12 protein-coding genes are annotated in these 12,723 nt (G+C 43.2%); 7 read left to right on the top strand and 5 right to left on the bottom strand.

What is annotated here, in order from left to right:
• From ACFQZI_RS18200 to ACFQZI_RS18220, 5 genes are all read right to left on the bottom strand, one after another.
• Positions 1-1,266, bottom strand: a complete 1,266-nt coding sequence (locus tag ACFQZI_RS18200; protein ID WP_377145053.1) for a right-handed parallel beta-helix repeat-containing protein — start codon at positions 1,264-1,266, stop codon at positions 1-3.
• Positions 1,267-1,296: 30 nt separating this feature from the next.
• On the bottom strand, positions 1,297-4,107 hold the full coding sequence (locus ACFQZI_RS18205; protein ID WP_377145054.1) for a TonB-dependent receptor: 2,811 nt from the start codon (positions 4,105-4,107) through the stop codon (positions 1,297-1,299).
• Between the two features lie 349 nt (positions 4,108-4,456).
• A complete protein-coding gene (locus tag ACFQZI_RS18210; RefSeq protein WP_377145056.1) occupies positions 4,457-6,067 on the bottom strand; it encodes a tetratricopeptide repeat protein in 1,611 nt (536 codons plus the stop codon).
• Between the two features lie 54 nt (positions 6,068-6,121).
• Positions 6,122-7,375, bottom strand: a complete 1,254-nt coding sequence (locus tag ACFQZI_RS18215) for a glycosyltransferase (protein ID WP_377145058.1) — start codon at positions 7,373-7,375, stop codon at positions 6,122-6,124.
• A gap of 45 nt (positions 7,376-7,420) precedes the next feature.
• The gene (locus ACFQZI_RS18220) at positions 7,421-7,573 is read right to left on the bottom strand and encodes a hypothetical protein (protein WP_377145059.1); all 153 of its coding nucleotides are present in this window, start codon (positions 7,571-7,573) and stop codon (positions 7,421-7,423) included.
• Between the two features lie 277 nt (positions 7,574-7,850).
• Between ACFQZI_RS18220 and ACFQZI_RS18225 the strand changes: the two genes are divergently transcribed.
• The 7 genes from ACFQZI_RS18225 (at position 7,851) to ACFQZI_RS18255 (ending at position 12,679) form a co-directional block, all read left to right on the top strand.
• On the top strand, positions 7,851-8,666 hold the full coding sequence (locus tag ACFQZI_RS18225) for a ParA family protein (RefSeq protein WP_377145061.1): 816 nt from the start codon (positions 7,851-7,853) through the stop codon (positions 8,664-8,666).
• Complete coding sequence (locus tag ACFQZI_RS18230; protein ID WP_377145063.1) at positions 8,666-9,142, top strand: hypothetical protein; 477 nt, start codon at positions 8,666-8,668, stop codon at positions 9,140-9,142. The genes ACFQZI_RS18225 and ACFQZI_RS18230 overlap by 1 nt, the downstream gene beginning before the upstream one ends.
• On the top strand, positions 9,143-9,856 hold the full coding sequence (locus ACFQZI_RS18235) for a hypothetical protein (RefSeq protein WP_377145064.1): 714 nt from the start codon (positions 9,143-9,145) through the stop codon (positions 9,854-9,856).
• Between the two features lie 144 nt (positions 9,857-10,000).
• Positions 10,001-10,870: an alpha/beta fold hydrolase gene (locus tag ACFQZI_RS18240; protein ID WP_377145065.1), complete on the top strand. Its 870-nt coding sequence runs from the start codon at positions 10,001-10,003 to the stop codon at positions 10,868-10,870.
• Between the two features lie 104 nt (positions 10,871-10,974).
• Positions 10,975-11,178, top strand: a complete 204-nt coding sequence (locus tag ACFQZI_RS18245; RefSeq protein WP_377145067.1) for a hypothetical protein — start codon at positions 10,975-10,977, stop codon at positions 11,176-11,178.
• A 284-nt stretch (positions 11,179-11,462) separates the two neighbouring features.
• A complete protein-coding gene (locus ACFQZI_RS18250) occupies positions 11,463-11,624 on the top strand; it encodes a hypothetical protein (protein WP_377145069.1) in 162 nt (53 codons plus the stop codon).
• 20 nt (positions 11,625-11,644) lie between these two features.
• Positions 11,645-12,679: a heme-binding protein gene (locus ACFQZI_RS18255; RefSeq protein ID WP_377145071.1), complete on the top strand. Its 1,035-nt coding sequence runs from the start codon at positions 11,645-11,647 to the stop codon at positions 12,677-12,679.
• The last annotated feature ends 44 nt before the right edge of the window (positions 12,680-12,723 follow it).

The following is a 12,723-nucleotide window of genomic DNA, read 5'->3' on the forward strand; positions in this document are numbered from 1 at the left end:
TTACAATTTAATACCGTAAGCACCCATATAAGTAGCAGGCTCGGGCGATACATAAGTAAAACCGTTAGATGTGGTTATACCGGCCTTATGGTTACGGAAAAAGTTGGTGGTACCTTTGGTTAAAGCAGGTGAGTTACCCTGTAAATGAAAATCCCATGCGGTATTAAAATCGGGGCTTGTTAATGAATTGTTTAGTGGATAGTTTACAAACTTAGGATCATTATCACCTGCTTTAGTCCCCCTAACGTCGTTTGCCCCGCCGGGTACAATGTCATTTTTACCCAATTGAAATTGATCTACAGTTGCCTGATCAAAACCGTAGTACCAGTTATAATCGTTTTTAGAACGGTTATCCTCCAACTTTTTAGGGTCGCGTTTGATACCGAAACGTGTATTAGCAAAAAGGTTGTTATACAGGTCGGCATGTACCGAAGACTCTAACCAAACCGAGCCACCCTTAGCGGTCGGCCTTCTCCAGCCGGTATTCACCATTGTATTATTATAAGCTACAATGTAGGCTTGTGGGGTACGGTCGCCCGCGTTTGATAGTTTTAGGGCGTTGGTATTGGTGCTGAAAACCAGGTTAAAGGCAACATCGGCCAAACAGCCCGATTTAAAGTTCATGGCCTCGCCGCCGCTTAAACCGGTTGTGTAAAATATGTTATTGGCAAAAATGCTTTTACCACCTTCAATGTAAGTACAATCTTCCTGAAAGTTACGGATGATGCTGTTTTGAACGATCAGTTTACCGTTTACGTTTGAGAACCAAAGCGCCGGCAGGTTTTCACCAGCTACTTGTTTATAAAGTTTTAATTTTACAGATGTTGAAGCATCTGATGTTGTTGCACCACCGTACTCTAATATGGTATGGTCAAGCACCAGTTCGGCACAGGTTGGGCCCGCTAAAATGCCACCCCACAATTTACCAAACTTATTTTCGGCGGTACGGTAAACATCACTTACGGTGAATTTTACAGGATTATCTGCCGTACCTAACGAATACAGGTTACCTTGCACCACAATCTCGGGTTTAGCCGTTACATCCATTAACACGGTTACGCCTTCTTCAATGGTAAGGCTTTGCCCTGCCGGGATAATAATATCGCCCTTTATTTCGTGTACACTGCCCTTTGTCCACACGCCCGATACCTCGCCTATGGCCGAGCCATTCGTTGGCGAAGTATCTACGCCTTCATTAGCCTTTTGGCAACCTGTAAACGCCAGTGCGCTTACGGCTAAAGCTGCTAAAATCTGTTTTAATTTCATCTCGTTATGTTTGAATATCTTGTTATTAGCTTAATTGAATTTATACCTTACACCTATCAGGTAGCTTTGGCCATACTTGTCGTTACGGATAAGCGTTTGGCCGTTTGATACCAGGTTCTCTTTAATATCGTTATTAGCGGCATTGGTGCCCTTTATGTAAAGTTTGGTTGGGGTATTTACGATGTTACCAGCTTTTACAAATACGCTGATGTTATTTTTAAAACGTTTCTCGGCCGATGCATCCACCTGCACAAATGCTTTTTGCCACAGGTCGTTGTTAAGGAATTGCGATACGGTGTTGATACGTTCGCCGGTGTAAGCACCTGCTAACTGTACATCCCAGCCGTGCTTGGTATCTTTATACAATAACGACAGGTTACCAACGTGTGCCGACTGCCCGTAAAGCGGGCGGGTTTGGTCAACCAAAAATGGCTCGGGGTTGCCCGTGGTCTCATTTATCCTTCTTGATTTTTTTGGCGTGGTAATGCGCGAATGGGTGTAGGTATAATTTGCCTTGATACCAAATTTGTTAAAGAATTTGATGTAATCGATCTCGGCACCGTAGTTATTGGCTGTACCAAAGTTACCCGGGGTATAAAAAATATCCTGCGGGCGTGTCGCGTCCGACTGGAAGGTAAACTCTATAGGGTCTTTTATCCTTTTGTAGAACGCGCCTACTAGCAATTGCTCTGATGCACCCGGGAAAAGCTCGTAGCGCAGGTCGTAATTATCGGCATGAGCACGTTTAAGATCGGGGTTACCGCGTTCTTCGTACTCTTCGTTAACAATTTTGCTTGGTACTATCTCGTAAAAACCCGGGCGGTTCAATGCCTTATAATACGATGCATGTAACTGTGCCTTGTCTGTTAAATGGTATTTTAAGTTGGCGCTTGGCAACACATCTGTATAAACCTGGCTACCTACGGGCCTTGTTTCGCCTTGTGTAAACAGCAGGTTGTACCCCTGGTTGGTGTGCTCTACCCTTGCACCGGCAATAACCTCAAATTTGTTAGATGTAAATTTGAACATACCGTATCCGGCGCTTGTTTTCTCAAACGCATCATAGGTAAGCGGGTTATTTACGCCACCCTGTGGGTTGCTCACCTCTAGGTTAAGGTCGGTGTAATTCGCAAAATCCACACCGTACAGCGGCGATCTCATTTCGCCTGTAGCCGAACCCGGTACGGGTACCTGCTTCGCGTAAAGGTTGTATTTGTTTAAATAGCTGCTTCTTTGTTTATCGCGATATAAACCTCCAGCCATGAAATCAATCTTGTTATCATTGGCTGCTTTAACGGTGTATGTAAGATCTAAGTAACCGGCCTTATCTTCGTCTGTATTACGCTCCCAGCGCCTTTCGATAGGGTTGGTGTTCACTAAGGATAACTTAGTTATCTGGTCGCCTGTTTTTAAAGCGTTAAGATTTACCGTTGCATTATCGGGCACATCGTTTTTAGCGGATGAATACACACCCGACCATTGGATCTTAAACTTACCATCAAACAACTTATGATCGCCATGCAGGGTACTATTGTAGATCTGTTGCTCGGTTAACCGGCTGCGGGTGCTGTAAACCAACTCGGCATTGTTGCCGTTACTGCCGCTGTAAACACCATTATAGGTGGTATTAACCTGGTCGCGCAATTGCTGGTTCTTAAGATCGACATATACATTGTATAAGCTTATCTTGTTATTGCTGTCGAACACGTAATCTAATTTGCCATGCAAGCCTAAACGCTTTTGCTGTTCAGAATATTCGCGGTAGCTTTTGCTGGTAACTTTGGCATAATCATCGGTACCAACAACTTCCGAGTTATAGAATGTACTGTTGCTGCCGCGATAGGTATTTTGATAGCTACCTGCCAAAACAACGCCCAGCTTACTGTTAAAAAAACGCTGGCCTATAGACATGCTACCTATCATATTGGGCGCGGGCTTTTTAGAGGTGTAGTCAAAAGTACCCTTAGAAAAATCCGCCTGGGTTGCTTTGTACTTGCTGCCGTTTATATCATAAGGCGATTTATGGTTGATGCCCGATGCATGGTAGCTGGTAAAATCACGGTCGAAGAATAACTGGCTGTAACCTGTGGCGATGTTGGCATTGATCTGGAAATGATCGGGGGCGTTCTTCATCACCATGTTTACAGCACCGCCTATCGCGTCGCCCTCAAGGTTTGGGGTAAGGGTTTTATATACTTCCAACCGGTCTAAAAGGTCCGACGGGAAAAGATCGAGTGGCACATAACGGTACCTGTTATCGGGGCTTGGAATTTTTACGCCGTTAACCAGGGTATAGTTATAGCGTTTATCCATACCACGAAGGATGGCGTACTGACCGTCGCCGTTGCTGTTACGTTCTATAGATACGCCCGATACACGCTGCATCACATTGGCAACGGTCAGATCAGGCGAAACCTCAATGGCACGGCCCGATACGATATTCATTACCTGTGTGGCGTTTTGTTCAATACGGCGGGCATCGCGCTCGTTAGAGCCGCTTGCCGTGGCACGAATGGTAACTTCGCCCAGGTCTTTCGCGGCACTTTCCATGTAGATCTTTACATGGTCGTTGTCCTTTTCCTGCACGGTAATTTGTGTGGTAACGGTTTTATAAGTAATGTAGCTAACGCGGAGAGTTGCTGCCCCTGTGGCTACCCCCTTTATCTCGAACGAGCCATCCAGCCCGGTGCTGGTGGCTTTGCCGGTGCCTTCTAAAACAACGGTAGCACCTACAAGGGCCTCTCCCGAATGTTTATCATAAACATGGCCTTTAATTTTTGCCGCGCCGGCTATAGTAGCACAAAATAGCAGCGGTAACAGGATCTGTAAAAATTTATTCATTGTTGTGTGATAACGTCCTTATTTATTTTTGACGCCGCAAAGGTGTGTTACATCCCATCACAAAAAAAATTTACGGCGTTACCGAAAGGCAACACCGTTACATCACCCGTATATTAAAAAGCAACAATCGTTACTAATATCATGATTATCAACTATATATGGTGTTTTAAAAACGCCGTTATGATTTCATTACCGTTACATTAACAAAATGTTAAGCGGGTGAAAGGACTAAAAAAACAGCTTCGAGGGAGCGTCTTGTAACGGTAGCCTCACCCTGCCCTCTCCAAAGGAGAGGGTTCTAAATAACATTTTGAAAAGTCCTCTCCTTTGGAGAAGATTTAGGTGAGGCCTACAACGCCTGTATAAATGCCGTCAAATTATCGCCTTGCGGAATGTTCAATTTTTTACGCAGCCTGTAGCGCGACACACGCAGGCTATCGGTAGAGATGCCCAACAGAGTGGCTATATCGTTAGAATCGAGGTTGATGCGCAGCAGGGCAATCAGGCGCATATCGGCGGAAGTAAGTTCGCTGCTGTATTTTTTAATATTATCAAAAAATTGCTGGTGAACCTGTTCAAAAGCGGTGGTAAACTCCTTCCAGTGCTGTTCGTGGTTAAAGCTCTCGTTTATCTGCATGATAAGCTGCTGCATTTGCTTCTTCTGGTCGCGCTTATCATCTTTTACCATAGCCTGCAGGCTGCCGCGAAGGTGTTCTAAAAACTGGTTGTTTTTAATGAGGTTAAGCGTATGGGTAGATAGCTCCCGGCTTTTAACATCCAGCTGCTGCTTCAAACTTTCTTCTTCTAAATGCTGGTTCTTTAACTCCAATTGCATCAGTTCGTGCTCGGCTTCTTTTTGTTTGGCAAGCGCAAGCTGGTCTTTTATTTTAAAACGCTGGCGGCTAAATATTACCAGTGCCAGTATCACTAACAAAACCACCACTACAACCACAGCCACCGTAATAATGCGGTTTATTTTACGGATGTTATTAAGGCGGTTTATCTCGTCGCTCTTTTTATTTATATCATACAGCACCTGTAAAAACGCTGTTTGGTTAACCCCGTCTTTTGAATACACCTCAAGCGAATACTTGCGGCTTAGTTCGGCATAGTGGTAGGCGCTATCCATCCGGTTCATTAGTTCGTAGGCCTTGCCCAGGTCTTTACTGCACGATGCCAGCTGGTAAACGTTGCCTGTTTGCTGCGCCATGGCCATCGCCTTGCGCGACTCTACAATACTTTCTGCATACTTACCCGTTTTACGCAGGATGTCGCCCAGATTATTGATGACCTCAATGGTGCCAATATCGTTATGCTCTTCCTGGTACAGGCGCAGCGAACGGTTGAAATTAACATAGGCCGAATCGTACTTAGCCAGGTCCTCGTAAATGCTGCCCAGGTTCTCGTAAATTTTGGCGGCGCCTTGTTTGTAATTGGCTTTGGTGAAGTTTTTGAGCGCGAGGTTTTGGTAGTAAAAAGCACTATCGTACTGCTTACTTTTCTCGTAAAGGTGGCCTATGTTACCCAATATTTGTGCCCGGCCCTTAAGGTTGTTGGTTTGCCGGTAAATGGCTAGCGCCTTGTTATACATGGCGCGCGACCTGTCCAGTTGTTTGTTATAGTAGTACAACACCCCTATCTCGCCGGTATTGGCGGCCAGCCTGTCCGGGTTTTTGCCGGCGCTGAAGATCTTATCGGCATGTAAATAAAACTCCAGTGCCTGGGCGTAGTGGCCCTGGTTATAACAAATTTGCCCCATTTGCTGCAGGCATACGCCTTCGGTAAGCGGGTCGTTCCTGTCAATGGCCTGCGCGTGCAGTTTTTTGAGGATGATAAGTGCCGAATCGGGATGTTTTTGGCTGAGCGAACGGGTAGATAGCAACTCCTTATCTTGCGCGCGGGTAATGCACGTGACACATACGCCAAATAAAAACAAAAGCAGGAATAAACGTTTAGCCATTTGTTAACGGTTAGCAAACCTTAACAAATTAACCGTTTCAATATTAAGTTAATGTTAAGCAATGGCGCGCGGCGCGTATGCTTTCAGCCTGGAACCCTCGCTGATATCTAAAGCGCCGCTACCACTATCCGGCCCGGCGTTTAGCCGCGGCTCGCTCCGTTTCCATACCAGGTTACTTACATCCTCAAAATAGGTATGCGCCAATTGCTCCCAGCTTAACTGCCTGCTTATTTTTAAGCCTTCGGCAGATAGCTGTATGCTGATGATCTTGTTATTGAGGATCAGTTCAATCTTTTCTACGTAATCGGCAGCATTATAGGGGCTGCACTTAAAACCGTTGATGCCCTGCTCGATGAAATCTTTAGACCCGCCGCCATCGGCAATTACACAAGGCAGGCCCGATGCCATGGCCTCTACCACCACATTGCCATAGGTTTCGGAAACCGAAGGGAACACAAACACATCTGCAGAGGCGTACAGTATAGACAGGTATTGGTGGTCTATCTTACCGGTAAAGGTTGCTTTAGGCATGCGTTCCTGGCAGGCCTGGCGCGCTATGCCATCACCTACAATTAAAAAATTAACAGGCGTGCCCCGCTCCTGTATCAAGTCGTAAATATTAAAAAGGGTTTCGAGGTTTTTTTCCCAAACCAGTCGGCTCGCGAAAATAATAGTGGGGTTGCTGTTACCCGTTAAACGTTTGATAAGGTTACGACCGCGCTTGTATGGCGAGAACAGGCGGATATCCATCCCCCGTTTCCAGATCTTCATCCGGGCGGGGTCGATGCCCATTTCGCAAAGCTCGCCCTTAATACTCTCTGAGGGTACGTAAACCTTATCGCACCGGTTATAAAAACTTTTGTGGCCTTTGGTTATGCGTTTTTTTACGCCATTAATGAGTATAGGGGCATATTTAAAGTAATAATCTACGTAAGATATAAAATGGGTGTGGTAAATGCTGATGACCGGCAAACCGTTGCGGTTGGCATAGCTAAGCCCGAAATTACCCAGGAAAGATGGCGTAGAAAGGTGAACAATATCGGCACCGAAAGCCTGTAGTTTGGCATTCAGTTTCTTTTGGGCTAGCACCGGCAAAGCTACCGAATAGCTTGCATTAAGCGGGACAGATACTTTGGGTACCCTGATACCATCGAACGCTAAGATCTTATCGGGCCCGGCGCCGTAAATAAACAGGCACTCAAACCGGGTGGTATCTATCCGTTTTATAAGCTGGTATATGGTGCGCACCGCGCCGTCAAAATCTTCTACCAGTATATCGGCAAAAAACGCGACCTTAATTTTTTTCAAGGCTTCTCCTTTTCACAATAAATCCTGCTACCAACTCCCCCACTGCTACAGCGAATGCGAGTGCTGGTTCTTGTGTTTTAGCCGCGGCCTCATCAGCCTCTTTTGTTCGTGGGTACGTTTTACCGGTACGCGCGAGGCGGCCCATATTACAAATGCCGCAATAAGTAGCATTGCCAGATCGAGCGATGAATATCCCATTTCCATTTGTTTTATGTTTAACAATATAAAGCTACGGGCTTAGTATAACAGGAATGTTAGGGGCGTGTTATTAAATAAATAAGGGGGAGGGGGTAATAAAATTGAATTATGGCATACGCGGCACGCCTGCGCCAGCTGAGGGGGAATTGAGTATGCTTTGAATACAAGTATTTGTATTGTTAAATATAGGAAAGACTAATTCTTCTGAATTTTGTAAATCTTTAGAAGATAGTCAATTATTATGTTTAATATAGACCACCAATTAAACCTATATCACATGACAACAATTTCATTTATTAATATGAAGGGAGGGGTAGGCAAAACAACGTCAGTTGTGGAGATTGCTGCCCTTTTAGTTAAAGAACATCGTAAAAAGGTTTTAGTCATAGACCTAGACCCGCAAACAAACGCGACCTTATCTTTCATAACTCTTGATCAATGGGAGAAAATAAAAGACACGGCAACAATAGCGGACGTCCTTGGAATGAATAGAGGCTCATCATCCCGGGAAGAAGATTTTGATATTAATGACGCTATCATTAGCAACGCCGGCGGCATTAAAAATTTGGATTTGATCCCATCACACTTGGAACTTACTTTTTTAGATTTAGATTTGGGCCCAGTGCCTGCGAGAGAAAGTGTATTAAAAAATCAACTTGATAAAGCAAATCTGCAATATGACTTTATACTGATTGACTGCCCTCCAAATTTAACTTTGGCACCTCAAAATGCCTTAATTATTAGTGATTACATTATAGTGCCGGTTGTCCCCGAAATTTTCCCAGCAATTGGATTGCCTTTATTAGTTAACCGTGTTAGAAAATGGAAAAAAAGTTTCCGAGATTGTAACGTTGAGTTTTTGGGGATTATATTTACCAAAGTTGATCGCAGATATACAATTCACGCAGAACAAATGGATGCTTTGCGTAGAAAAAAAATAATACATTGTTTTTCTACGGTAATTCCGCAAAACACCCAAGTTAGTAAAGCTGTAGCACAAAGCAAGCCAGCAACAATAGTTTTTCCGCACTGTAGTGGTGTGGAATCTTATAGGAATTTAGTAAAGGAAATAATTCGGAAAATTGAAGAGTAATGGAAAACGAAGCGCTAAAAAAACTTGAAGAAGCTCTTGCTGAGCTTAGCGAGTTAGAAAAAAAGGGCTTGGACACTTCCTCGCTTAAAATATTTATAAAAAACTACAAGCAATTTATCAAAATAAATAGCCAAACTAAGTTATTTTCTGAAGATTTAACATTTGACAAGAAATTGGAAATAATACAGTCGTTCTTGGAAGATAAAAAAGCGTTCCCTACCATTATCGAAGTTATTGATTTCGCCAATTCACGTTTGCAATTAGATTTTAAAGATCAAAAAGAATCGCGAAAAACTACAATATCAAGAATTATATCTAGAATAAAATCAAAACCTGATCTTAAAGAGCAGCTAAAGTCAGCAGTCCTGTCTATTAGAAATGAAATGATTCATTCAAGTAGAACCAGCAAATCCAAGCAACAAATAATAAGTGCCGAAACCTTTAGCAAATGGGCTGATATAATAAAAAATATTTAAATGGACGCACAACTGTTATTAAAGGCAAAAAGAGACATCCCACTATATTTTAAAGATTTTAAAGCTTTTTGGGACTCTACAACCTCAGAATATGATGAAAAAGAATTGACGAACTGTTATGCTGTAACGTTAATATTTAAAAATTGGTTACTCTCCTTAAATAATATAGGCATAAAAAATTTAGATGGAATTCTAAAGGAAATTCACGAAGATATTAATGCGTCTTTTTTCCATTCATATTTTGGACATTATCGGTCCGCTCATATGCATCTTAGAAGTGTAATTGAGCTGTCCTTACAACTTATATATTTTTACCAACACGAGATAGAATATTTTCAATGGCGAAATGGCGATTTTAGAATCAAACATGAGGATTTAACAAACTATTTGAAAAAACATCCTAATTTAAAAACAGAAACTGCAAACAATCTCATTACAGAAATTACTAGTAATTGGAAGATGTTTTCGAAACACATACATGCAGAAACTCCAAACTATTTTCAATCTAATATGGAATCTGTTAAATCAAAACAAATATCAAAAAGGGATTTTGGTATATGGAAGTCTAATTTCAACACGACTGGTTATGTGATAAATAAATTATTCCTTATTTTTTTCAGAGACAAATTGCATTTATTTCCGACAAATCCTAAAGAACTACTTCTTCGCAATATGAAAAAAAAAGATTTAAAAGAGTTAGGATACACTGATTAAACAATTATATTACATACTGCTTCTAGCGACATTAACACATTACCATCCCCCCTGTCGCAATTCACCCCTATTTCGTCGCTTTTACACAGCGCGGGAATGCGTAAATATCTTGCATGTTTGTATCTCAAACAAATCCATCTAAACATGAAAATATTTAAAGCATCTTACGCCTCCACACTTGTGCTGCTAGCGGCTATACTTTTTACAGCAATGCAGGCTAACGCGCAGCAAAGCAAACCTGTGGCCGGTGGCTACGCGCCGGTTAACGGCATTAAACTTTACTATGAGGTGTATGGGCAGGGCAAACCGCTGGTTTTACTGCACGGCGCATTCATGACCATAGCGGGCAACTGGGCAGAGATGATCCCCCAACTGTCAAAAACCCGCAAGGTGATAGCCATTGAAATGCAGGGACACGGGCATACGCCATACTCGGACAGGAAACTAACCCACCTTAATTTAGCAACCGATGTAGCCGGCATTATGGACTACCTGAAAATTGACAGCGCCGATGTAGCGGGTTATAGCATGGGCGGCTCGGTAGCTTACCAGTTTGCTATACAATATCCAAAAAGGGTTAAAAAGTTGGTCATTATTTCTTCTACCTATAAAAGCACCGGCTGGTTACCGCAGATAGCCACCGCGTTTAAATCATTCACCCCCGAAATTTTCGACAACAGCCCCATGCACACCGCATACAACGCCGTGGCACCCGACAAAACCAAATGGAAAAACTTTATTGAACAGATGATCGTGTTCGCAGGCCAGCCATTCGACATGGGCGACGATAACATCGCTAAAATAAGCTCACCGGTATTGCTCATAGCAGGTGATAACGACGGCCTGGACAAGGTGGAGCTAATGAAAACCTACCAGCTACTGGGTGGTGGCGTGTCTGCCGACATGGCTCCCATGCCTAAGTCGCGACTGGCTATTGTGCCTGCCCAAAGCCATGTAGGTTTAATGGAGCAAACCAAAACCCTGTTTGCATACATGAATGATTTTTTAAAGTAACCCCACACGCCCTAAACAATTAAGTTTAACGGTTGTATTTAACTATATAAACAGCTAATTTGCTATGCCTTAAAGCTGTAAGTATATATCGTTAAAGTTAGGTTATGCAAAATCCATTCAAAAAAGAAAGTAAAAAGGGCCTTTTAATTGGGGTAGCCCTTGGCGCTTTGGTAGCAGGCGCCGCCAGGTATTTTTATAAACGCAATAAGAGCGAAATAGATGCTGCAACCGGTGAGTTAACAGACCAAGCCAAAGATTACCTTCAAAAGAAACGCAACCGCATCAAATCGGGGTTAAAGGGTCTATAACCTTAGCCAAACACCTTTCAGATGTTATATTACTGAAATTCAGTCGGTAACAAAACCATTATAAATACCTCATCGTGAACGCGAGGGCAGGTAATTCTTTTTAACTGTCTGGTATAGTTCATTAGCATTCTATCCGGCAAGCCTACATCTCTATTCGTAGAGCGTTCCCACCCCTCTCAAAAGGGTAAAATCACCCTGCAAAACCACGTATAAATACCTGTTTTTCATATAATTAATACGAATGATTATACTAATGGTTACATTTAAAAACCTAAACTGTAATCATGAAAAATCCCCTACCACAAAAAGGTGCGGGTGGCTTGTACCATCCTACCATTCAGAAACAGATCATCGCGCTTGTTAACAAAGCATCGCATGAAAACCTTAGCCTACGCCGCCGCGACGCCGCCCATTCGCTTGACTATCAAAATATCATCAATAAATAACAACCTAAACTTTACACAAAATGAGCGAACAATTAAAACGTTTTGGCATGGGTGCACAATTTGTACCTGCAGACACACTTGGCGAGTCGGAACTTGGGCCTTTGAAACAATTGGTAGGCGAATGGGAAAGCGTAGTAATAAATACGGCCACCGGCGGCACCACCCCAAGCGGATGGAATGTAATATCGGTACCCGGCCCGGGTGGGTTTATTTTTGAGGTGATCCCTTATAAAGAAAACCTTAAATTTTCTACCGTAGCTGTTAGTGCAGGTAACCGTGGTCCTGTTATTAACGGCAACCAGTTTGACCAGCAGATATTCGGCTTGTTTTACGAGCAGCAGATCATAAGCGTTTGCGATACCGATTTTTGCAACACAAGGGGTTTTGGTAATGGCCAGGTAATACACGCCGAAACAGGCCTGATACTTTTTGTTACCAATTTTAATGGTGGCTTCAACATTGCCCGCTTAGGCACCATACCGCATGGTAACGCTGTTTTGGCGCTGGGCAGGTCGATAGATGTACAATCACCGGGCACTAACTTCTTTCAAAATATATCTGCCGAATGCGTTCACCTGGATGGCAGTCCAATTACAGCATTAGGATATAATGACAAGATCATTGGTGTGCCGCAGTTCCCTGAGTTTGCGCAATCCGACCCTAATAGCTTCCTGAAAACAACTTTAGATGGCATTGTTGGCAGCGGATCTATAACCGATATGACGGTTTTGGATATGTCTACCAAGCACCCCGACGCTACCGGCGGGATTCTTAACATCCCGTTCATTCAAACCAATGTTACCGCAACCTCTATGGACGCGATATTTTGGATAGAGAATATAACCGGTGGCAGCGAAACCGAACTTTTGCAGTATTCGCAAACCATAAACCTGGTATTCCCGGCTGCCGGTACAGTAGAGCCAATTATTTGGCCACACATAACCGTTAGCACCTTAAAACGTATGCCACAAATAGTTACCCAAAGTGCCGTGAAGTTCTCGGCAGAAGTATCTGCAGAAAGCACAACAGAAACACCCGGCGTTCCGCAGCTATAAATTATAATAACAGGCATAATAAAACCATCTAACCTTTTCATATC

This window comes from Mucilaginibacter lutimaris (assembly GCF_042676625.1).
Lineage (GTDB): Bacteria > Bacteroidota > Bacteroidia > Sphingobacteriales > Sphingobacteriaceae > Mucilaginibacter > Mucilaginibacter lutimaris.